Source organism: Microbacterium sp. 71-23 (assembly GCF_001897265.1).
Classification (GTDB): Bacteria; Actinomycetota; Actinomycetes; order Actinomycetales; family Microbacteriaceae; genus Microbacterium; species Microbacterium ginsengisoli.
This window is the reverse complement of record NZ_MKSL01000035.1, coordinates 67,908-90,051: the sequence shown is the minus strand read 5'-3', so window position 1 is coordinate 90,051 and position 22,144 is coordinate 67,908. Positions and strand designations below refer to the sequence as shown.

General features: G+C 71.7%; 16 protein-coding genes. 7 read left to right on the top strand and 9 right to left on the bottom strand.

Annotation, left to right across the window (positions count from 1 at the left end; all coding sequences use genetic code 11):
• Positions 1 to 24: 24 nt before the first annotated feature.
• Genes hpaE through BGO15_RS11035 form a run of 3 tightly spaced genes read right to left on the bottom strand, consistent with a single transcriptional unit; the run spans position 25 to position 3,769 of the window.
• Entirely contained in the window at positions 25 to 1,557 is a 1,533-nt protein-coding gene (gene hpaE / locus BGO15_RS11045; RefSeq protein ID WP_056207880.1) for a 5-carboxymethyl-2-hydroxymuconate semialdehyde dehydrogenase, read from the bottom strand.
• 17 nt (positions 1,558 to 1,574) lie between these two features.
• Positions 1,575 to 2,291 carry a GntR family transcriptional regulator gene (locus BGO15_RS11040; RefSeq protein ID WP_045248201.1) on the bottom strand — a complete coding sequence of 239 codons (717 nt, stop codon included), beginning with the start codon at positions 2,289 to 2,291 and terminating at the stop codon, positions 1,575 to 1,577.
• Positions 2,273 to 3,769, bottom strand: coding sequence for a fumarylacetoacetate hydrolase family protein (locus BGO15_RS11035; protein ID WP_056518642.1), 1,497 nt, complete (start codon positions 3,767 to 3,769; stop codon positions 2,273 to 2,275). Before BGO15_RS11035 ends, BGO15_RS11040 begins: the two co-directional genes overlap by 19 nt.
• 117 nt (positions 3,770 to 3,886) lie before the next feature.
• On the opposite strand from BGO15_RS11035, the gene BGO15_RS11030 reads away from it, so the two are divergent.
• Positions 3,887 to 5,269, top strand: coding sequence for an MFS transporter (locus BGO15_RS11030; protein WP_056207883.1), 1,383 nt, complete (start codon positions 3,887 to 3,889; stop codon positions 5,267 to 5,269).
• A 116-nt stretch (positions 5,270 to 5,385) separates the two neighbouring features.
• Here BGO15_RS11030 and BGO15_RS11025 read toward each other — a convergent pair whose 3' ends face one another.
• Positions 5,386 to 6,099 (bottom strand): IclR family transcriptional regulator, encoded by a 714-nt coding sequence (locus BGO15_RS11025; protein WP_056207887.1) that lies wholly within the window; start codon positions 6,097 to 6,099, stop codon positions 5,386 to 5,388.
• Positions 6,100 to 6,256: 157 nt separating this feature from the next.
• Here BGO15_RS11025 and BGO15_RS11020 point away from each other — a divergent pair, with 157 nt between their 5' ends.
• Positions 6,257 to 8,152 (top strand): FAD-dependent monooxygenase, encoded by a 1,896-nt coding sequence (locus BGO15_RS11020; RefSeq protein WP_056518643.1) that lies wholly within the window; start codon positions 6,257 to 6,259, stop codon positions 8,150 to 8,152.
• A gap of 1 nt (position 8,153) precedes the next feature.
• Here the strand turns inward: BGO15_RS11020 and BGO15_RS11015 are convergent, their stop codons facing one another.
• Together BGO15_RS11015 and BGO15_RS11010 are read right to left on the bottom strand one after the other, a co-directional pair.
• Positions 8,154 to 9,896 carry a Na+/H+ antiporter gene (locus BGO15_RS11015; RefSeq protein WP_056207889.1) on the bottom strand — a complete coding sequence of 581 codons (1,743 nt, stop codon included), beginning with the start codon at positions 9,894 to 9,896 and terminating at the stop codon, positions 8,154 to 8,156.
• Between the two features lie 91 nt (positions 9,897 to 9,987).
• The gene (locus BGO15_RS11010; protein ID WP_056518645.1) at positions 9,988 to 11,634 is read right to left on the bottom strand and encodes a thiamine pyrophosphate-binding protein; all 1,647 of its coding nucleotides are present in this window, start codon (positions 11,632 to 11,634) and stop codon (positions 9,988 to 9,990) included.
• 304 nt (positions 11,635 to 11,938) lie between these two features.
• On the opposite strand from BGO15_RS11010, the gene BGO15_RS11005 reads away from it, so the two are divergent.
• The 3 genes from BGO15_RS11005 to BGO15_RS10995 are packed head-to-tail and all read left to right on the top strand — an operon-like array spanning position 11,939 to position 15,463.
• Positions 11,939 to 13,411 carry an NAD-dependent succinate-semialdehyde dehydrogenase gene (locus BGO15_RS11005; RefSeq protein WP_056207891.1) on the top strand — a complete coding sequence of 491 codons (1,473 nt, stop codon included), beginning with the start codon at positions 11,939 to 11,941 and terminating at the stop codon, positions 13,409 to 13,411.
• A gap of 37 nt (positions 13,412 to 13,448) precedes the next feature.
• Positions 13,449 to 14,510: a winged helix DNA-binding domain-containing protein gene (locus BGO15_RS11000; protein ID WP_056518647.1), complete on the top strand. Its 1,062-nt coding sequence runs from the start codon at positions 13,449 to 13,451 to the stop codon at positions 14,508 to 14,510.
• A 29-nt stretch (positions 14,511 to 14,539) separates the two neighbouring features.
• Complete coding sequence (locus BGO15_RS10995) at positions 14,540 to 15,463, top strand: DUF4436 family protein (protein WP_056207893.1); 924 nt, start codon at positions 14,540 to 14,542, stop codon at positions 15,461 to 15,463.
• 45 nt (positions 15,464 to 15,508) lie between these two features.
• Here the strand turns inward: BGO15_RS10995 and BGO15_RS10990 are convergent, their stop codons facing one another.
• On the bottom strand, positions 15,509 to 16,948 hold the full coding sequence (locus tag BGO15_RS10990; RefSeq protein WP_045248211.1) for a helix-turn-helix transcriptional regulator: 1,440 nt from the start codon (positions 16,946 to 16,948) through the stop codon (positions 15,509 to 15,511).
• Between the two features lie 127 nt (positions 16,949 to 17,075).
• On the opposite strand from BGO15_RS10990, the gene BGO15_RS10985 reads away from it, so the two are divergent.
• On the top strand, positions 17,076 to 18,950 hold the full coding sequence (locus BGO15_RS10985; RefSeq protein ID WP_056207895.1) for a phosphoenolpyruvate carboxykinase (GTP): 1,875 nt from the start codon (positions 17,076 to 17,078) through the stop codon (positions 18,948 to 18,950).
• A gap of 93 nt (positions 18,951 to 19,043) precedes the next feature.
• On the opposite strand, the gene BGO15_RS10980 is transcribed toward BGO15_RS10985, so the two are convergent.
• Positions 19,044 to 20,078: a hypothetical protein gene (locus BGO15_RS10980; RefSeq protein WP_056207898.1), complete on the bottom strand. Its 1,035-nt coding sequence runs from the start codon at positions 20,076 to 20,078 to the stop codon at positions 19,044 to 19,046.
• A gap of 69 nt (positions 20,079 to 20,147) precedes the next feature.
• Between BGO15_RS10980 and BGO15_RS10975 the strand changes: the two genes are divergently transcribed.
• Positions 20,148 to 20,753, top strand: coding sequence for a TetR/AcrR family transcriptional regulator (locus tag BGO15_RS10975; RefSeq protein ID WP_162237836.1), 606 nt, complete (start codon positions 20,148 to 20,150; stop codon positions 20,751 to 20,753).
• A gap of 12 nt (positions 20,754 to 20,765) precedes the next feature.
• Here the strand turns inward: BGO15_RS10975 and BGO15_RS10970 are convergent.
• Positions 20,766 to 22,144: ABC transporter ATP-binding protein (locus tag BGO15_RS10970; protein ID WP_286748279.1), on the bottom strand; the 1,379-nt coding region annotated here is incomplete at its 5' end.

Here is a 22,144-nt window from a genome sequence, read left to right as displayed (position 1 = left end):
CGGCGACTGCCCGCGGCATCCGGGTCAGTGGTGGGTGCTCGCGCCCTTGCCGAAGGTCGGGTTGTGCACCTCGCCGAGAGTGATGTGCACGGCCTGCTGCTCGGTGTAGAAGTCGATGGAGCGGTAGCCGCCCTCGTGGCCGAGGCCGGACGCCTTCACGCCGCCGAACGGAGTGCGCAGGTCCCGCACGTTGTTGGAGTTCAGCCACACCATGCCGGCGTCGATCGCCTGCGCGAAGTTGTGGGCGCGCTTCAGGTCGTTCGTCCACACGTAGGCGGCGAGTCCGTAGCGCACGCCGTTGGCGAGGGCGAGGGCCTCCTCGTCGGAGTCGAAAGGCGTGATCGCCACGACCGGGCCGAAGATCTCCTCCTGGAAGATACGCGCGTCGGGGGCGACGTCGGCGAACACCGTCGGCGACACGAAGTTGCCCGTCTCGAAGCCCTCCGGACGGGACCCGCCCGCGACCAGGCGCCCCTCGGACTTGCCGATCTCGACGTAGCTCATGACCTTCGCGTAGTGCTCCGGGTGCACGAGCGCGCCGACCTCCGTGGCGGGGTCGTGCGGGTAGCCCACCGTCACGCGCTTCGCCTGTGCCGCGTAGCGCTCGACGAACTCGTCGTAGATCCCGCGCTCGACGAGGATGCGGCTGCCGGCCGTGCAGCGCTCGCCGTTGAGGGAGAACACCCCGAAGATGGTCGCGTCGATCGCGGCATCCAGATCGGCGTCGGCGAACACGATCGCCGGGCTCTTGCCGCCGAGCTCCATCGACAGACCCTTGAGGAACGGGGCCGCGTTGCCGAAGATGATCTGGCCGGTGCGGCTCTCGCCGGTGAAGGAGATCAGCGGCACGTCCGGGTGCTTCACGAGGGCGTCGCCGGCGTCCTCGCCGAGACCGTTCACGAGGTTGAAGACGCCCTGCGGCAGGCCGGCCTCCTCGAAGATGCCGGCCCACAGCGATGCCGACAGCGGCGTGAACTCGGCGGGCTTGAGCACCACGGTGTTGCCGGTGGCGAGCGCGGGGGCGAGCTTCCACGACTCGAGCATGAACGGGGTGTTCCACGGGGTGATGAGACCCGCGACGCCGATCGGCTTGCGGTTCACGTAGTTGATCTGGCGCCCCGGGACCTTGTAGGTGTCATCGGCCTGGGCGACGATCAGGTCGGCGAAGAAGCGGAAGTTCTCGGCGGCGCGGCGCGCCTGGCCGAGCGCCTGCGTGATCGGCAGCCCCGAGTCGAACGACTCCAGCTCGGCGAGGCGGGCGTCGCGGGTCTCGACGATGTCGGCGATGCGGGTGAGCACGCGGGCGCGTTCGCGCGGCAGCATCCGCGGCCACGGACCCTCGTCGAATGCGCGGCGCGCGGCGGCGACGGCGCGGTCGATGTCGGCCTTCTTGCCGGCGGCGGCCTCCAGGTACACCTCGTTCGAGACCGGGTCGAGCACGTCGAACGTGTCGCCGTCGATCGAGTCGACGAAGGCGCCGTCGATGTAGTGCTGAATGCGCGTGGGCAGATCGGCGGGCACGTGGTGGGTGTCGAGTGCGACGGTGGTGTCGGACATGGGACCTCCTCGAAGGGTCAGAAGGCGGGAAGCCCGAGGGCTTCGTCGGGGTGTTCGTGGATCATGTAGGCGTCGAGCGTGGCGGAGCGGTGGCGGCGGGCCGCCTTCTCGATCTCGCCGAGGGGGGCGCCCTGCTCGATGAGCAGCACGATGTTCTCGTGCTCGTGCACCGACTCCTGGGCGCGGCCCGGGACGAAGCTGAAGGTCGAGTCGCGCAGATGGCCGAGCCGGCCCCACTCCGCCTCGACGAGCTCGAGCATGCGGGGGTTCGCGCACTTCGAGAACAGCGTCGAGTGGAACTCGTGGTTGAGACTCGTGAACGCGCGGGGGTCGAAGCTGTCGAGGGTCTCGATCATCAGTTCGTTGATGCGGCGGGCCCGGCGCAGGTCGTCGGCCGTGAGCCGGCGGGCGGCGAGGGCCGTGGCCGTCCCCTCGAGGATGCTCAGGGCCTGCATGCTGTAGCGGTACTGCGTGTCGTCGACCATCGAGACCCGCGCGCCGACGTTGCGCTCGAAGGTCACCAGCCCCTCGGCCTCGAGCTGCCGGATCGCCTCGCGCACCGGCACCACGCTCATGTCCAGCTCGCCCGCGATGCCGCCGAGCACCAGGCGGTGGCCGGGCGCGAACAAGCCGCTCGCGATGCGCTCCTTGATGAAGTGGTACGCCTGCTGCGACTTGCTCAGGTCGGCGAGGCGCTCGGCGCCCCGCTCGCTCGTCAGTTCGTCTCGCGCCATGCGCGGTACCTCGCCTTCCACTCCTCGTTGGGCGGGAAGAGGCCGTCGACGGGATGTCCCTCCCGCACGCGGTCCGCCACCCAGGCATCCTCCTCCTCCTGGGCGAGGGCCGCCTCGACGACCTCCGCGACCAGGGCGGGCGGGATGACGATGACGCCGTCGGCGTCGCCGACGATGACGTCTCCGGGCTGCACGACGGTGCCGCCGCAGGCGATCGTGACGTCGATGTCCCAGGGCACGTGGCGGCGTCCGAGCACGGCGGGGTGGGCGCCCACCGTGTAGACCGGGATGCCCACGGCGGTGACGGCGTCGGCGTCGCGCACGCCGCCGTCGGTGATGACACCGGCCGAGCCGCGCGCCTGTGCGCGCAGCGCCAGGATGTCGCCGAGCGTGCCGGATCCGCTCTCGCCACGGGCCTCGATGACGATGACCTCACCCGGTCGCACCTCGTCGAAGGCGCGCTTCTGCGCGTTGTAGCCGCCGCCGTGCGAGGCGAACAGGTCTTCGCGATGCGGGAGGAAGCGGAGCGTCTTGGCGAGTCCGACGAGCTTCTGATCGGGATGCAGCGGCCGCACGCCGTCGATCGTCACGTTGTTGAGCCCGCGCTTGCGCAGCTGCGCCGAGAGGCCGGCGACCGGGGTGAGGGCGAGCTTCGCCCGCAGGTCGTCGTCGAGGGCGAACGGGCGGGGGAGCGGCGGGAGGCCCGCCTCCTCGCGCGATCCCCAGGCCTCGGCGCGCTGGGTGTCGTCGACCGCCGGAAGCGAGCCGAGGGTCTCATCGAAGACGTCGTCGCCCTCGACCACGCGCGAGCGCAGGCGGCCCGACGTGGGGGAGCCCGCGGCATCCGGGGCGTCGACCTCGACCTCGACGACGGACCCCGGGCGCACGACGGACGAGCCCGCCGGGGTGCCGGTGAGGATGACGTCGCCGCGCTCGAGCGTCATGTGCTGGGCGAGGTCGGCGACGATCTGGGCGAGGGGGAAGATGAGGTCGGCGGTGGTGTCGTCCTGTGCGAGGACGCCGTCGACCCAGGTGCGCACGCGCAGTGCGGCGGGGTCGACGGTGCGCGCGTCGATGAGGCCGGGCCCGATCGGGGTGAAACCGTCGCGGCCCTTGGAGCGCACGTTGGATCCCTTGTCGACGGCGCGGAGGTCGTACACGCCGACGTCGTTCGAGGCGGTGACCCACCCGACGTGCGCCCAGGCGTCGGCGAGCGTCACCCGGTGGGCGGGGGTGCCGATCACGAGCGCGATCTCGCCCTCGAAGGCGAGCAGCTCGGTGCCGGCGGGGCGCACGAGCACGCCGTCGGTGGGGGCGAGGGTGCTCGACGGCTTCAGGAAGTAGCTCGGCTGCGCAGGCCGGCGGCCCCGCTGGTCGGCGCGGGACGCGTAGCTGAGGTGCACGGCGATGACCTTGCCAGGCCTCGTCGGCAGTGCCGCGAACCGCGGATCGGCCGCGGTATCGGTGTCGTGAGTCATGAGCTCCCTCGCTCTTGCGTCGTATTCGAAATCGTATATGATCAACCGCACACCGGCAAGCCGCACCATCACGCTGCCGGAGACGATGAAGTCCCCTTGACGAAGGAGTCACCGCGCATGAGCGCAGAAGCACAGCAGGGCTTGACGCCCACCGGAACCATCGCGTCGGCGGTCGACCGTCGACGCGTCGTCTTCGCCACAGTCGTCGGCACCACGGTCGAGTGGTACGACTTCTTCATCTACGCCTCGGCCGCCGCGCTCGTGTTCGGCGAGCTGTTCTTCAAGCCGGCCGGTGCCGGCGTCGCCACGATCCTCTCGTTCCTCACGGTGGGGATCAGCTTCCTGTTCCGTCCGCTCGGAGCATTCCTCGCGGGCCATTTCGGCGATCGCATCGGCCGTCGCCGCGTGCTCGTGCTCACGCTCATCCTGATGGGCGCCGCGACGGCGCTCATCGGACTTCTGCCGACGTACTCGGCGATCGGGATCGGCGCGCCGCTCATCCTCATCCTGCTCCGCGTCCTGCAGGGCATCTCCGCCGGAGGCGAATGGGGTGGTGCCGTCCTGATGGCCGTCGAGCACGCGCCGCGCACGAAGCGCGGTCTCTTCGGGGCCTCGCCCCAGATCGGCGTGCCGATCGGGCTTCTGCTCGCCTCCGGCGTGATGGCCCTGATGGCGCTCATCGCACGCGGGGACGCATTCCTCGCGTGGGGATGGCGAGTGCCGTTCCTGCTCAGCATCGTGCTCATCTTCATCGGCTACTGGGTGCGTCGTCGTGTCGAGGAGAGCCCGGTCTTCGTCGAGATCGCCGAGCGCAAGGAGCAGACGCGCATGCCCATCGTGCAGCTGTTCCGGCGTCACGCCCTGCTCGTCATCATCGCGGCGCTCGTCTTCGCCGGCAACAACGCGGTCGGGTACATGACGACCGGCGGCTACATCCAGAACTACGCCACCGACCCGAAGGGTCCGATCGCGCTCGACCGTGAACCGGTGCTCTGGGCGGTCGCCGGATCCGCTGTCACATGGCTCATCGCCACGTGGGTCGCGGGATGGCTCAGCGACCGCATCGGGCGTCGCACCACCTACATCATCGGATGGGTCGCCCAGCTTGTCGGCGTCTTCACCCTGTTCCCGCTCGTGAACAGCGGCAGCGTGGGCGCTCTGTTCCTCGGACTCGCCATCCTCACGATCGGACTGGGGTTCACCTACGGTCCTCAGGCGGCCCTGTACTCCGAGCTGTTCCCCGCCTCGATCCGTTTCTCCGGGGTGTCGATCTCGTACGCGCTCGGCGCGATCCTCGGTGGCGCGTTCGCTCCGACCATTGCGACGGCGCTCGTGCAGGCCACCGGCTCGACCCTGTCGGTCACGGTCTACCTCGCCGGCATGACGGTGATCGGCCTGATCGCGACGCTCCTCTTGCGCGATCGCAGCGGCATCCCACTCGGCCCCGAGCATGAGGCCGAGCAGGCGAAGAGCCCGATCTACGGAGCGGCGCGCGGCTGACGCGCTCCGCGACGAGGCCCGCACGTCCGAGGAGTCGGCGTGCGGGCCTCGTCGTCGCGCCCGACCGGGCGTCGTCGAGGTGTTCCGCCTGGTGACTCCCGCCGCGCGCTGATCCGTCAGCCGTCGAGGGCCGAGCGGATCGCCGCGGCGCACCGCTCGAGGCGCCGGGCGATCGGCTCGGGGTCGTCGGGGCTGGCGACGTGCACGACGGCTATGGCAGCGGCGGGCCGTCCGCGCAGGGCGAGCGGCACGGCGACGGCCTGCACGGTCGGGATGACCTCGTCGGCGCTCGTCGCGTATCCGCGTTCGCCGGCGGCGCGCACCTGGTCGCGCAGCGCGTCGGAGGCGCCGCGGGGCCATTCGCCGGGGGCGAGCTGCGCGAGGATCGCCTTGCCGGGTGCGCCGACGGTCACGGCGTGACGGGCGCCCGGCCGCTGGGCGACCGAGGCGACGGCGTGGCGCGGTTCGACGCTGGCGAGGGTGACGCACTCGTCGCGGTCGTGCACCGCGAGGAAGCACGTCATGCCGAGCTCGTTGGCGACGGCGGTGAGCTCGGGCAGTGCCTCGGCCTGCAGGTCGGCGGAGACCCGCGAGGCGAGCGCGGCGAGCCGGGCGCCGAGGGCGAGCCTGCCGCCGGCGTCCCGCACGACGAGTGCGTGGTCCTCGAGGGTGCGCACGAGCCGGTAGGCGACCGAACGGTGCACGCCGAGTCGCGCGGCGACCTCGTCGATCGAGAGCGGACCGGTCGCCTCGGCGAGCACCTCGAGCACGCGGATGCCGCGGCTGAGGGTCTGCGAGGCGGGCTGATCGCGGGCGCTCTCGGGGGGCATGCGGCATCCTCTCGTCGCCGTTCCCTTGTGGGCGCCGGACGTCGTCGTATACGATCCATTCAATAGTAGAACGGCGTGTTCGAATATAGAACATAGCGCGCGAGCGCCCCGCCGTCCACACCCTCGACGTCGATGTCGCAGGAAGGGATCGAAGACGATGCAGTTCCACCACCACGGTTACGTGTCCACCGACCCGCGGGTGCAGCCCGCCGCCGGCATCGGCCTCGACCGGCCCGCCGATCTCCCCGACGCCGTCGACGTGCTCATCGTCGGGTCGGGCCCCGCGGGCATGCTCCTCGCCGCCCAGCTCTCGCAGTACCCGAGCGTCGTGACCCGCATCGTCGAGAAGCGGGAGGGACGCCTCGTGCTCGGCCAGGCCGACGGCATCCAGCCGCGCAGCGTCGAGACGTTCCAGGCCTTCGGGTTCGCCGAGCGCATCGTGGCCGAGGCCTACAACATCGGCTGGATGAACTTCTGGGGACCCGACCCCGACGATCCCACCCGCATCGTGCGGCGCTCCCGCACGGCCGACTACGCCTTCGACATCAGCGAGTTCCCGCACCTCATCGTCAACCAGGCGCGCGTGCTCGACTACTTCGCCGAGGCCGCCGCCGCCGGCCCCGGCCGCATCGTTCCCGACTTCGGCGTCGAGTTCGCCGGCCTCACCCGCGACGACGCCGAGGAGTATCCGCTCGCCGTCGAGCTGCGTACCGCCGAGGGCGCCCGCACCGTGCGCGCGAAGTACGTCGTCGGCTGCGACGGCGCCCGCAGCCAGGTGCGCGAGGCGATCGGCCGCCGCCACCTGGGCGGCATCTCGGCCCACGCCTGGGGGGTCATGGACGTGCTCGTCGAGACCGACTTCCCCGACTGGCGCGTGAAGTGCGCGATCAACTCCGAGGCCGGCAACATCCTGCACATCCCGCGCGAGGGCGGCTACCTCAGCCGCATGTACATCGATCTCGGCGAGGTCGCCGCCGATGACGACCACCGCGTGCGTCAGACGCCCATCGAGGACGTCATCCGTCGGGCCAACGAGATCCTGCATCCGTACTCGATCGACGTGAAGGATGTCGCGTGGCACAGCGTCTACGAGGTGGGACACCGCGTGACCGACCGTTTCGACGACGTGCCCGACGACGGGTCGCGCTCGCCCCGGGTGTTCCTCACCGGTGACGCGTGCCACACGCACAGTGCAAAGGCCGGGCAGGGCATGAACGTGTCGATGCAGGACGGCTTCAACCTGGGCTGGAAGCTCGGCTCCGTGCTGACAGGTCTCAGCCCCGAGACGTTGCTCGACACGTACTCGTCGGAACGGCAGCCCGTCGCCCAGCAGCTCATCGACTTCGACCGGGAATGGTCGTCGCTCATGGCGCGCAAGCCCGAGGAGATCTCCGACCCCGGCGACCTCGCCACCTACTACCTCGCCACCGCCGAGTTCCCGTCGGGGTTCATGACCCAGTACCCGCCGTCGTCGATCGTCGCCGCCCACGCCCGCCCCGAGCTCGCCACCGGCTTCCCGCTCGGCAAGCGCTTCAAGTCCTCGCCCGTCGTGCTCGCGAGCGACGGCAACGTCGTCCACCTCGGGCACCACGCGCGCGCCGACGGCCGCTGGCGCATCTACGCGTTCGGCGACGCCGACGGGCTCGCCGAGGGGGCCGCGCTGTCGCGGTTCGCCGACTGGCTGCTCACGGCCGACGCGTCGCCGGTGCGGCGCTTCACCCCCGCGGATGCCGCGCTCGACGCCGTGTTCGACGTCAAGGCGATCGTGCCCCAGAGCTTCGAGGACGTCGACGTCACGGCCGCACCGCGGGTGTTCCGTCCGCGCAACGGCGCGCTCGGGATCACCGACTGGGAGAAGGTGTTCGCCGCCGGCGCGAGCCGCTGGAACGACACCGACATCTACGCCGAGCGCGGCATCGACCGGGCGGGCGCGGTCGTGGTCGTGCGCCCCGACCAGTACGTCGCCGACGTGCTCTCGCTCGCCGACACCGACGCGCTCGCCGCGTTCTTCGAGGGCACCCTGCGGCCCCAGCGGCAGCCGGCCGCCGTCTGACTCACCGCGGTGCGCGGGCGCCGTCGAGCCGCAGCTCCTCCAGGTCGAGGCCCGACTGCAGTCGCCGGGCGACGAGGTCGTCGATCGTGCCCTCGCGCCGCAGGCGCAGCAGCACCTCGCGCTTGCGTCCGAGCAGGGCGAGCCGCAGTCGGGATGCCTCGTCGAACCGCACGATCGGGGAGCGCTGCGCGACATCCACGTCGGTGCTCGACGCGAGCATCTCGAGAGGCGCCGCCGCCGCGGCACCGCTCGGCGCGACGAACGACGTCGTCGAGGTGTCCGCGCGCACCGCGTCGTCGTCGGTCGTCGCGATCACGATCTCGAGCTCGGCGATCTCGCGGTTGAGCAGCGTCTGACGCTGTCGTTCGAGTGCACGGGCATTGGCGAGCTCGAGGTGCTCGTAGCCGTCGCGCCGCGCGCGGTCGCGCACGTCGTCGCTGATGCCGTGCTCGAGGGCGAGGTCGTCGAGGGCCGCGAGGGCGGCCGCCGAGATCGCCCGCTGGGCGATCTCGATCTCGTCGAGGTCGGCGTCGTCCTGCGGCAGGCGCGCCCAGCGCACGACGCCGACGAGCAGCGGCCCCTGCACGAGCAGGCTCAGCACGATGACCCCGGCGGTGACGAACACGACGGCGTCGCGTCCGTCGAGGGGCGCGCCCGCCGCGGTCACCGTCGGCACCGAGAGGGCGATCGCGAGCGAGACCGCGCCGCGGAATCCGGCCACCGTGCTCACGAGGCGCGACCGGTGCCGGGGACCGGCGGCCGCGCCCGCGGGCGGGCGCGAGAACGGGGCGAACAGCAGTTGGAAGAGGTACCGCACGACCAGTAGCGCGAGCCAGGCACCCACGGTCACGAGCGAGAGCCACCCGATCTGCGCGGGGGAGATCTCGTGCACCACGTGCTGCACCTCGAGACCGATGAGCACGAACAGCGCACCGTTGAGCAGGTAGACGCCGAGCGGCCACGCGGCATCCGCCTGCCGTCTCGACGAGGCTGTCGTCACCCGCGGCGAGACCCAGGCCACGATGATGCCCGCGAACACGACCGCGAGCACGCCCGACGCGTCGATCAGCTCGGCGATGAGGAAGGCGGTGAACGGCACGAGCAGCAGGGTCAGGTTGATCGCGAGGGTTCCCGACAGGCGCCGCAGCAGCAGGTACGCGGCGGCCGCCACGACGATACCGGCCGCGGCTCCGCCGACGTACGACACGAGCACCGTGAGGGTGACGCTCCACGGCGTGATCTGGCCGCCGAGGGCGAGGGAGAGAGCGATCGCGTAGAGCACGAGGGCCGTGCCGTCGTTCGTCAGGCTCTCCGCCTTGAGCTTCATGAAGGTGCGCGCGGGCAGCAGGCGTCCGAGCGCCGCGACCGCCGTGGCATCCGGCGGGGCGACCGCCGCCCCCAGCAGCAGGGCCGCCTCCCACGGCACACCCATCGCCGCGGCGATGCCGGCGACGGCGAACGCGGATGCCACGACCAGCAGCGTGCTCATCGGCACGATGTAGCGCAGCGACCGGCGCACCGCCCGCAGCGACGTGGTGAGGCTCTCCCAGAACAGCATCACCGGGAGGAACAGCAGCAGCACGGTCTCCGGCGGGAGCTCCACACCGCGCAGGGCCGGCACGAATCCGAGCGCGAGCCCGATGATCAGGAGCACCAGCGGGGTGGCGAGCCGCAGCTTCGGCGCGAGGAGCGTCCCGGCGAGGATCGAGACCCCCAGCAGCACGGTGAGTTCGAGGCCTTCCATGGCGGCTCCCTTCGTCGCGCTCCAGTGTGCGCCCGCACCACAACGCTGCGCCAGGGACCGGCATTCCCCCTCTCGGTGACGGTCGTCCGCGTCAGGAGTTCACGCGGATGATCTCCCGCTGGTAGGGCGCGATCACGTCGGGCGAGATGCGCAGATCGAGCATGAGGAACCGCCGCTCGCCGACCGGCTCCGCCGCCCACGTGCCGAGCCGGTCGAGGTCGGCGAGCGAGCGCACCACGACTCCCTCGGCACCGACGGCCGTCCCGAGGGCCGCGAAGTCGACGTCGGGGATGAGCATGGGCTCCGTCGCGAGGCCCTTCAGGCCGTAGAGGTTCACCTCGGCGCCGTACGCGCCGTCGTTCCACACGACCGCGACCCCCCGGCCGCCCGCCACCCGCACCGCCGACTCGAGGTCTGCGAGCGCCATCAGTCCGCCGCCATCGCCGGTCGTGAGCACCACGGTCGAGTCCGGCCGCGCGAGGGCTGCGCCCGGCACGCTCGCGAGCCCCAGTCCGATCGACTGGTAGGCGGTGCCGACCATCATGGCGCGGTCGGGGGAGGCGACATCCCAGTACATGTTCGACCAGCCGAGGAAGTGTCCGCCGTCGCTCACGACCACCCGGTCGCGCGGCAGCAGCTCACCGATGCGCGCCGCGGCCGAGCGGGGATCGAGGCGGCCGTCCGGCGCGAGTGCGTCGCCGGCCTCCCGCGCCCGCCAGCCGGCGACCTCGTCGGCGGACGCCCAGGGCGCTCGCGACGCGGAGCCGATGGCGTCACGCAGCACCTCGGCGGCGAGCCGCGCGTCGGCGCGCACGTACACACCGACATGAGGATGCGTCGCCGCCGGCGCCACATCCACCTGCACGACATGCGTGCCCGGGGAGAACAGCTCGCCGAAGCGCATCGTGAACTGGTTGAGCGAGGCGCCGAACACGACGGCGACGTCGGCCCGGGCGATGGCGGCCATCGCGCCGTCCGCACCGAAGCCGCCTGTGACGCCGAGGTCGCGCGCCGGGTCGGCGAACAGGCCGCGCCCGAGGGCGGTCGTGGCGGTGAGCGCGCCGGTCGCCGACGCGAGGGCGTCGAGGGCCGGGCCCGCCCCCGCCAGCCAGGCACCGCGCCCCGCGATCAGCACGGGCCGCGACGCCCCGGCGAGCAGCTCGCCGACACGACGCAGGGTCACCGTGTCGAAGCCGGGCTGCACGGCCAGCGGTGCGGGCACCGCGGGGGCCGCGGCATCCGGCACGTCACCCGCGTCGCGCCGCGCGACGTCGTAGGGGATAGCGAGCACCGCGGGTACCCGGTAGGCGAGGGCGTGCTCGATGGCGATCGCCGTGGTGGCCGCGGCATCCGTGCGCCCGACCGTGTACGTGCGTGCGCCGACGGCCGACGCGAGGGCGATCTGGTCGACGTCCCACGGACGTGGCCCCGATGTCGGCTCGTCGCCGACGACGAGCACGAGCGGCACGTGGGCCTGCACCGCCTCGGCGAGGGCGGTGAGGGTGTTGGTGAAGCCGGCGCCGTAGGTGGCGGTGGCGGCGGCGATGCGTCCGGACGCACGGTAGTGCGCGTCGGCGGCGACGACCGCGCCCGCCTCGTGCCGCAGCGCGGTGTAGGTCGCGGCGGTGCCGGTCACGAGGGCATCGAGGAAGTAGGCGTTGCCGTTGCCCATCACGCCGAAGACGTGATCGACGTGTCGGGCGAGGGTGTGGGCGACGTGGGCGGAGACGGTGGGCATGGCGAAGCGCTTTCGACAGGAACGGAACTGAGGCCGTGTGTGTCTCGCGCGCCGGCAGGCGGCTTCGTGCCCTTTTTTCGAGCACCGGGGCGTCGATGCCCGCGGACACGGTGAGTATACGACGCGTGCGGAGACCGTCGTCAGCGACCGCCGATGCGCCGCGCTGTCGAGGTGACGTTCGTGTGATCGCCGTGATGGCGAAACGTCCCGCGCACGACGGCGTGAGAATGGGACCGAACCACCGATTGATCGTATACGATCCATACCAGGGCGCCCGCGCGGTCGCCCGTGACGAGGGAGTCCTATGAGCGAGAACCGCGAGCGCGACCTGCTGGCCGCCGTCCCCGACAGCCTGTTCATCGGCGGCGAATGGCGTCGCGGCGAACGCGAGAGCACCGTCAAGGTCTACGACCCGGCGACCGGGGAGCTCATCAAGGAGATCGCGGATGCCTCGCCCGCCGACGGCATCGCGGCACTGGATGCCGCGGCCACCGCGTTCGAGACATGGTCGCGCACGCCGTCACGTCAGCGCGCGGAGATCCTGCGCCGCGCGTTCGACCTGCTGCAGGAGCGCAAGGAGGACTTCGCGCTGCTGATGACCCTCGAGATGGGGAAGCCCCTCGCCGAGGCCCGCGGAGAGGTCGCGTACGGCGGCGAGTTCCTGCGCTGGTTCAGCGAGGAGACCGCCCACGTGCAGGGCCGGTACGGCGCGAACCCCGAGGGCACCGGCCGCATGATCGTCTCGCAGCACGCCGTCGGGCCGTGCTTCCTCATCACCCCCTGGAACTTCCCGCTCGCGATGGCGACCCGCAAGATCGCGCCCGCGCTCGCCGCCGGGTGCACGGTGGTCGTCAAGCCCGCCGAGCTGACCCCGCTCACGACCCTCGCCTTCGCCAAGCTGCTCGAAGATGCGGGCGTGCCCGCCGGTGTCGTCAACGTCATCACGACCTCCACCTCGGGCGCCGTGTCGGAGCCGATCATCCGCGACCCGCGGCTGCGCAAGCTCTCGTTCACGGGTTCCACCCCGGTGGGCCAGCGTCTGCTCGAGCAGGCCTCGCAGGGCGTGCTGCGCACCTCCATGGAGCTCGGAGGCAACGCGCCGTTCGTCGTGTTCGACGACGCCGACCTCGACAAGGCCGTCGACGGCGCGATCGCCGCGAAGTTCCGCAACATCGGCCAGGCCTGCACGGCCGCCAACCGCTTCATCGTGCACCGCTCGGTCGCCGACGAGTTCGCCCGCCGGGTCACCGAGCGGGTCGAGGCGTTCGGCATCGGACGCGGAACCGAGGACGGCGTCACCATCGGCCCGCTCATCGACGACCGTGCGGTCGCCAAGGCGCAGAGCCTCGTCGCCGACGCCGTCGGGCGCGGCGCGAGCCTGCGCACCGGCGGCTCGCCGATCGACCGGCCCGGTACGTTCTTCGAGCCGACGGTGATCTCCGACGTGCCGGCGGGAAGCGACATCCTTCGGGAGGAGATCTTCGGACCGGTGCTCGCCATCGTCCCGTTCGATGACGAGGACGACGCGGTCGCGCTCGCCAACTCGACCGAGTACGGACTCGTGTCATACGTCTACACCGAGAACCTCGCCCGCGGGCAGCGCATGATCGAGCGCCTCGAGACCGGGATGATGGGCCTGAACATCGGCGTCGTGTCGAACGCCGCCGCCCCCTTCGGCGGGTGGAAGCTCTCCGGGCTCGGTCGCGAAGGCGGCGCCGAGGGCATCCACGAGTACCTGCAGACCAAGTACACGCTGACGCCGAACCCTTTCGCCTGAGTTCGCCGATGTCGACGGGTGCCGCCAGACTGACGCGGTGGCATCCGTCGACCTGATCGAGCACCGCCTGCGTTCGCACCTGCTCGTCGCGCCCGAGGGCGGGGTGGTGGCGGCGGCACGCCACATGGTCGCGACCCAGGCGCAGGAGTGGTGGGCCGGGCGGTGGGGACTCGCACTGCGCACCTCGGGCACGCCGGGCGCGGCCGCGGTCGACAGTGCGTTCGACGACGGCCTGCTCGTGCGCTCGTGGACGCAGCGCGGCACCCTTCACATCGTCGCGGCGGGCGACCTGCGCTCGTTCCTCGCCCTCACCGCCGATCGTCAGCATGCCCAGGCCGCGAGCGTGCACCGCAGCCGCGGGATCGACGCGGCTGTGATCGCCCGCGTCGAGCGCTCCGTGCACCGCGCGCTCGCCGATGCGGGCCGCCTGTCGCGCGCCGAGCTGTTCGACGTGATGCGTGCCGACGGCCTCGACACGGGCGACATGCGTGGCTCGCTCCTCCTTCAGGCGCTGAGCCTGCGCGGTCTGATCTGCCAGGGACCGACCCGCCCGGAGCCCGATGGGCTGTCCCGCGAGCAGTGGTTCGTGCTCGTCGACGACGTCGTCCCCGACGGGAAGGCCGCCGACCTCGCGACGCTGTTCACCCGCTTCGTCCACGGGCACGGTCCGGCGTCCAGCCGCGATTTCGCCTGGTGGATGGGGCTCACACGCACCGCCGCGCGCGCCGCCGCGCTCGCGGCGATCGATGTGGAGAGGCTCGACGACGACTTGTGGGCGCCGCTGCTCACACCCCGCGACCCCGCGGCGCCCGACCTCGTCGCCCTCCCCGCCTTCGACGAGTACGTGCTGTCGTACGTCGATCGCAGCGCGGTGTGCGCGCCGGAGGATCTGAGCGCGGTGGGACCCACGGCCAACGGCGTGCTGAGTCCCGTGCTGCTGCATCGGGGCCGCGTCGTCGGCACGTGGACCCACTCTCGCGCCCGCGGTCGTCTCGCCGAACGCCCGGTCGCGACGCTCTTCGCCACCGCCGCCGATCAGGTCGCGCCGGGCGAGATCGAGGCCGCACTCTCCCGCTACACCGGGTTCCTCGGCGGGTGAGGGGTCCCGCCGTCTGACACACTGATCGCGTGAGCACCGAGACCGGCGCGGACGCGCCCGCGGCCCCCGCCCCTGCGCCGCGCCGACGCCGCGGGCTTCTCTGGATCGCCGTCGGCGCGGTCGTGGTGGTCGCGGTCTACGTGACCGTCGCCGTGCTCTACGCGATCAGCGCGGCCGGCTCGACGTCGACCCCGATCAGCGCGGCGAACCCGCAGGCGGTCGTGGTGCTCAGCCCGCAGTCGATGGATGCCGCCGGCAACCGTCTCACCCTGTCGATCGACGTGCAGCCGGGGGAGTCGCTCACCGGCGGCGGCCTGTTCCTGACGAAGCCGCTCACGCTGCTCATCAGCGATGTCGACGGTCCGCGCACGATCACCTTCGCGGCGGGGCAGGCTCCGTCTGTCGTGAGCGTCAAGGTGATCACGTCCGGGCTCGTCGAGCAGTGGCCCTTCGATCGATACGCGGTGTCGCAGATGAACATCGCCCTCGCGCAGACCGCCGACGACGGCACGACACTGCACACCGTGCCGGTCAGCTGGCAGGTGTCCGACCGGGTGCCCGGCTGGAACGTCGAGTTCCGCGGTCAGCCCGATTCCACGAACGACGAGGTGTTGGTGACGGATGTCGCCGCCTCCCGTTCCGCGTCGACGGTGGCGTTCGCGATCGTCCTGATCACCCTCATGCTGGTGCTGCCCGCTCTCGCCCTCACGGTCGCGATCTCGGCCTTCCGGGGGCGTCGCAAGACGGAGGCGACCCTGCTCAGCTGGATCGGCGCGATGCTGTTCGCGATCGTGCCGCTGCGCGGCTTCTTCCCCGGCTCCCCTCCGATCGGGTCGTGGGTCGACTACCTCGTCGTGCTGTGGGTGGTCGCGGGGCTCATCGCCGCGCTCGTCGTGTTCGTCGCGGCATGGATGCGCTGGGTGCCGGGGGCCGGCGAGCGACCGGTGCGCTGAGGCATCCGGGTCGTCCCCGGCCGGTCCGCTCCCGGGCCGGGGTGATCAGCCGCCCGCGTGCCGTTCGAGGAATGCATACACCTCGGAGTCGTCGATGCCGGGGAACAGGCCCGTCGGCAGCGGCGAGAACATCTGCATGTGCACGCGTGCGCTCGGCCAGGCCTTGCCGACCCAGCGGGCGGCGACCTCGTCGGCCGGGCGGCGGCAGCACGACTCGTCGGGGCAGCGCGACACGGCGCGCTTCTGCGTCTCACGGCCGCGGAACCAGCGGGCGTCGTCGAACGGCACGCCCACGGTGATGGAGAACTCGCCATCGGAGGTGGACCCCGTCTGCGTCGAGCACCAGTAGGTGCCGGCGGGGGTGTCGGTGTACTGGTAGTGCTCGACGGTGCGGTTCTGCTCGGCGAACGCCGACCGTGCCGAGAACCACCGGCAGACGACCTGACCCTCGACGGCGCCGGTCACGTCCATCGGCAGCGGCAGGTCGTCGTTCTCGTAGACGCGGGAGACGGCGCCGGCGCCGTCGACGCGCAGGAAGTGCAGCGGGATCTCGAAGTGCCGCGTGAGGAGGTTGGTCATGCGCATCCCGGCGGCCTCGTGGGTGACGCCGAACGCATCGCGGAAGTCCTCGACGGCGAGGTTCCGGTCCTTCTTCGCCTGCTGCAGGAACGCGACCGACTGCGTCTCGGGCATGAGCGCGCACGCCGCGTAGTAGTTGATCTCGAGTCGCTGCTGCAGGAAGTCGGCGTAGTCGGTGGGCGGCTTGTGGCCGAGCAGGCGGTGCGCCATGGCCTGCAGCGCCATCGACCGCAGGCCGTGGCCGCCCGGGATCGAGGCGGGCGGCAGGTAGATGCGGCCGTTCTCGAGGTCGGTGACCGAGCGCGCCGAGTGCGGCAGATCGCTCACGTAGATCAGCTCGAAGCCCAGCTGCTCGGCCATGATGCTCACCGTGCGGTGGGTGAGGGCGCCGCCGTGGTGGCCCGCCGCCTTGAGCTGCTTCTCGGCGAGACGCTCGATGTCGCCGAGATAGTTGTCCTGGTCCCGCATCCGCAGGCGCAGGTCGGTGTTCGCGCGCCGCGCCTCCTCGGGGGTGGCGATCGTGGCGCGCTCACGGCGCTGCAGCTCCCGGTGGAGGCCGAGGATCGTCTCGATCGTCTCGTCGGGGAGCCCCTTGGACACCTTCACCGGCGGAATGCCGAGCTGGCGGAACAGATGGCCTCCCTGCGCCCGCTCCAGCTCGATCTCGAGCGCTGCCCGTCGGTTCGGCGGCTCGCTCGAGAGGAGGTCGGAGAGCTGGCTGTCGGTCGCGTCGGCGATCTGCTGCAGCAGGGAGAGCTTGGGCTCGCGCTTCCCGTTCTCGATGAGGCTGAGGTGGCTGCCGGCGACGCCGACGAGTGCGCCGAGCTCGTCGAGGGTGAGCCCCTTCTCGGAGCGACGGTGTCGGATGCGGTGCCCCAGGGTGGACAGCTCGATCGAGGTCGCCATTGTTTGAGTATACGGAAAGAACGCATCTTCTTTCGCCGAAAACGTGGGAAAAGAGTGCGCGCTCCTCCGTGAGAGTGGAGGCACGACCCGTCCACGACACCGACCGTCACGACACGAGGAGCGCGCCATGGCCCTGGCTGAGACCTTCACCCCGACCGCATCCGGCACCCGCGCCGGCGGCGTCGCCGCCTTCGGGCAGCGACCCGAGGCATCCGGCCCCGCCGTCGAGAAGCTCTATGCCTGGGTCGACGAGCTCACCGCGCTGCTCAAGCCCGAGCGGGTGCACTGGGTCGACGGATCGCGCGCCGAGAACGAGGCCCTGCTGCGCGAGCAGGTCGCCGAGGGCAAGCTCATCAAGCTCAACCCCGAGTGGCGGCCGGGCTCCTACCTCGCCCGCTCGCACCCCAGCGATGTCGCCCGCACCGAGGGGCGCACCTTCATCGCCTCCGAGAAGGAGGAGGACGCCGGACCCACGAACAACTGGGTCGCGCCGGCCGAGATCCGCACGACCCTCACGGGCCTGTTCGACGGGGCGATGCGGGGCCGCACGCTCTACGTCGTGCCGTTCTCGATGGGTGCCGTCGGCGGACCCCTCTCCCACATCGGCGTGCAGCTGACCGACAGCGCCTACGCGGTCACCTCGATCGGCATCATGACCCGCGTCGGCGCGGAGGTCGTCGAGCAGATCGCCGCCGGCGCTGCGTGGGTCAAGACGGTGCACTCGGTGGGTGCGCCGCTCGAGCCCGGTCAGGCGGATGTCGCGTGGCCGTGCAACGACGACAAGTACATCGTGCACTTCCCCGACACCCTCGAGGTGTGGTCGTACGGCTCGGGGTACGGCGGCAACGCGATCCTCGCGAAGAAGTGCTTCGCGCTGCGCATCGCCTCGGTCATCGGACGCGACGAGGGCTGGCTCGCCGAGCACATGCTGCTCATCCGCGTCATCAGCCCCGAGGGCAAGGCCTACCACGTGGCCGCCGCGTTCCCGTCGGCCTGTGGCAAGACGAACCTCGCCATGCTGCGGCCGACGATCCCCGGCTGGCGCGTCGAGACCCTCGGCGACGACATCGCGTGGCTGCGTCCCGGGGAGGACGGCCGGCTCTGGGCGATCAACCCCGAGGCGGGCTTCTTCGGTGTCGCGCCGGGCACCGGCGAGTCGACCAACGTCACCGCGGTGGAGACCCTGTGGGGCAACACGATCTTCACGAACGTGGCGCTGCGTCCCGACGGCGACGTGTGGTGGGAGGGTCTGACCGACCAGCCGCCGGCAGAGCTGACCGACTGGGAGGGCAACGCGTGGACCCCGGCGTCGGGCCGGCCGGCCGCGCACCCGAACTCGCGTTTCACTGTCTCGGCCGCGCAGTGCCCGCAGATCGCCCCCGACTGGGATGCTGCGGAGGGCGTGCCGCTCGACGCGATCCTGTTCGGCGGGCGCCGGGCGACGAACGTGCCGCTCGTGGTCGAGGCCACCGACTGGACGCACGGCGTCTTCCTCGGCTCGACGATCTCGTCGGAGCGCACCGCCGCCGCCGAGGGCACCGTCGGCGAGCTGCGCCGCGACCCGTTCGCGATGCTGCCGTTCTGCGGCTACAACATGGCCGACTACTTCGGCCACTGGATCGAGGTGGGGCAGAAGCTCCGCTTCGACCGTGCGCCGCGCATCTTCCAGGTGAACTGGTTCCGTCGGGGTGCCGACGGCCGGTTCCTGTGGCCGGGCTTCGGGGACAACGCCCGTGTCATCGACTGGATCATCCGTCGCGTCGAGGGCAGCGTCCCCGCCGTGTCGAGCCCCATCGGTCGCCTCCCGCGCACCGATGACCTGAACCTCGAGGGCATCGAGGTGCCCGATGAGGACCTGGCCGAACTGTTCTCGATCGACCGCGACTCGTGGCTGACCGAGGCCGATCTCACGGAGCAGTTCTACGCCACCTTCGGTGGCCGGGTTCCGGCGGCGCTCCAGTCGGAGCTGTCGTCGCTGCGCTACCGCCTCAAGAGCGCGTAGCTCTCGCCCTCCCGGGCACGAACGGACCCCCGTCGATCGCGCGACGGGGGTCCGTTGCGTCCGTGCCGCCCGGGTGGTCGGCGCGGTGATCGTTCAGGCGGCGGGCTCGAGCGTGGCGGCCGGAACATGCATGCCGGGCCGCGAGCGGAAGTGGCCGGCGACCGTCAGCACGACGCCGAGCACGACCCACCCGCCGAGCACCAGCCACTGAGCGGTGGCGTCGGCATCGGGGAAGTAGCTGAGCCCGCGCAGCAGCCAGGACGCCGCGCCGGGCACCAGGTACTGCCCGATCGCGCCCCAGGGGGCCACGAGGAACTGCCACGGCATGGTCGCGCCCGAGATCGGGTTCGCGAACAGGATGGTGACCACGGCGCCGATGCCGATGCCGGCGGGGCCGAAGAGCGATGCGCACCCGACGACGAAGGCGGATGTCGCGGCGATCGCGAGGGCGATGGCGGCGGCGTTGAGCAGGAAGTCGCCCTGCAGGTAGCCGAACCAGGTCTGCAGCACCACGGCGAGGAGGAGCCCGACCCCGACGCCGTACGCGAGGAGCGCCGTGAGGCGGCGGAGAGGGCCGACCACGAGCAGCGAGATGAGCACGCCGCCCAGCATGCCGCCGAGGGTCAGTGGGAACGCGGCGGCGGCGAGGCCGGTGCCGGACGGGTCGCTGTCCGACAGCGGCACGACGGCGGTCACGGCGACCTGCGGCACGGTGGGCGCGCCGGCGGCGTGCGCCTGCTGGCTGAGCTGGGCCTGCAGCTGCGCCGCGAGGCCGGTGAGCAGCTGGGTGGGCACGGCTCCCGCGGCGGGGGCGGTCAGCACCTCGGGGGCGGCGGTCGCCGACAGCACGATCGCACCGTAGGTCGCCCGCGTCTCGATCTGGTGCACGGCGTCCTCGCGCTCGGTCGCGGCCACGAAGGTGATGCTGTCGCCGCGGGCGGCCACGGCGTCCTCGATCGCGGTGACCGCGGCGTCCGGGCCGCTGATGCCGATCGGGAGGTCATGGGCGCTGGCGGTCTTGGTGGGCCAGAGGAAGGCGAGCACGACGACCCCGACGACGAGGGCGCCGATGAGCCCGAAGGCGAGCGAGAGTGTCCAGCGGGTGTGCGGACGGACCGGAGCGGCCATGGGGATCCCCTCTAAAAAGAACATCTGATCTGTTTGAGATCACCATAGCAGAACGCCTATTCTGTGTACGTGCCCCGCTTGAAAGAGGAGACCCGCCTCGCCCGCCGCCGCGAGATCGCCGAGGCGGCCCTGCGGTGCTTCGCCCGTCAGGGGTTCGCCGCGACATCCATGGCCGACATCATCGCCGAGTCGGGGCTGTCCGCCGGATCCATCTACTCGCACTACGACAGCAAGGCGGCGCTCGTGCACGAGGCCGCCAAGGAGATCCTCGACGACAGGTTCCGTCAGGTCGTCGCGGCGATCGACCTCGACGGCACCGCGACGATCAGCCCCGGCCGGCTCTTCCTCGCGGTCGTGGAGACGATGTTCGTCGCGAGCGCGGGGCCGGTGCTGCTGCGTGTGTGGGCCGAGATGCCCGTCGACCCGGAGCTCGCCGCGGTCGGCGTGAAGAACGTCGGGTTCATGCGCGCCCGCGTCTCCGAGCTGCTCGTGCCCTGGGTCGGCGCCCGCGCCGGCGCTGAGCTCACCGCCGACGATCCCCTCGTCGGCCGCACCGCCGACCTCGTCATCGCCGCCGTGCAGGGACTTCTCGTCCGTGCCGCGTTCGACGAGCCCGAGACGCTCGCCGCACTGCGTCAGACCCTGGCGCGCGCGCTCGACACCGCCGAGGTGTGAGGCGGCTGCCGCTCAGACCAGCAGCTGGTGCTTCGCCAGGTCTCGGTAGAGCGGCGTGGACGCCACGAGCTCCGAGTGGGTGCCGACCCCGACGACCTCGCCGCGATCCATCACGACGATGAGGTCGCTGTCGACCACCGTCGACAGGCGGTGCGCGATGACGACGAGCGTGCGACCGGTGGCGACCGCGTCGATGGCCTCCCGCATGCGCTGCTCGTTGAGACCGTCGAGCGACGACGTCGACTCGTCGAGCAGCAGGATCGGGGGAGCGGCCAGCAGTGCGCGGGCGATCGCGAGGCGCTGGCGCTCGCCGCCCGACAGCATCACTCCCGCCTCGCCGACCTGCGCATCGAGCCCCTCGGCACTGCGGTCGAGCACGTCGCCGAGGTTCACCGCCCGCAGCACCGCCTCGCACGCCTCGTCGGTCGCGTCGGGGGAGGCGAGGCGCAGGTTGTCGCCGATCGAGCCCGCGAGGGTCGGGGCATCCTGCTCGACATAGCCGAGCCGCGCGCGCAGCGCGGTGCGATCGTGCAGGCGCACATCCACCCCGTCGACCAGCACCGCACCGCCCGTCGCGTCGTAGAACCGCTCGATGAGCGCGAGCGTCGTCGACTTCCCGGCGCCCGAGGGGCCGACCAGCGCGACGCGCGATCCCCGCGGCACCCGGAAGCTCACCCCGCGCAGCACCTGCGCGCCCGCCTCGTCCCCCTCGTCCTCGATCGCCGACGCATCCACCCGCACGCTCGCCAGCGCCCGCCGTGCCTCGCCCTCGGCCCGGCGGCGGGTCGCGACGACGGCATCGGGATAGGAGAAGTGCACGTCGCGGAACTCGACGGCGGGGGCGGATGCCGCGGCATCCGCATCATCGACGACGACGCCCGCCGCGCGCTGCGCGTCGTCGGCGTCCTCGGTGGGGAGGTCGAGCACCTCCTGGATGCGTCCGAGGGCGCCGAGCGCTTGGTTGATCGACAGGATCGCGCCCACGAACGTGCCGAGGGGAGCCACCAGCAGGAAGAGGAACATGATGAACGCCACGAGGTTGGCGATGCCGAGATCGCCGGAGGCGACGCGCAGGCCGCCGACCCCGAGCACCACGAGCAGGGAGACCTGCAGCGCGATGCCCGCGACCGGAACCACGAGCGCCGATACCTTCGCGATGCGCACCCCCACGGTGTACGCCTCGTCGGCGAGGCGGGTGACGCTCGCCGTCTCCCGCTCGGTCGCGCCCGCCGCCCGCACGGTGCGGATCGACCCGATCGCGCGCTCGACGCCCGAGGCCAGCTCGCCGACCTTCGCCTGCTGCGCACGCGTCGCGACCCGGATGCGCCCCGAGAGCACCACGACAGCGCCGATCGACGCGCCCAACACGATGACGATCAGAAGCAGCAGCA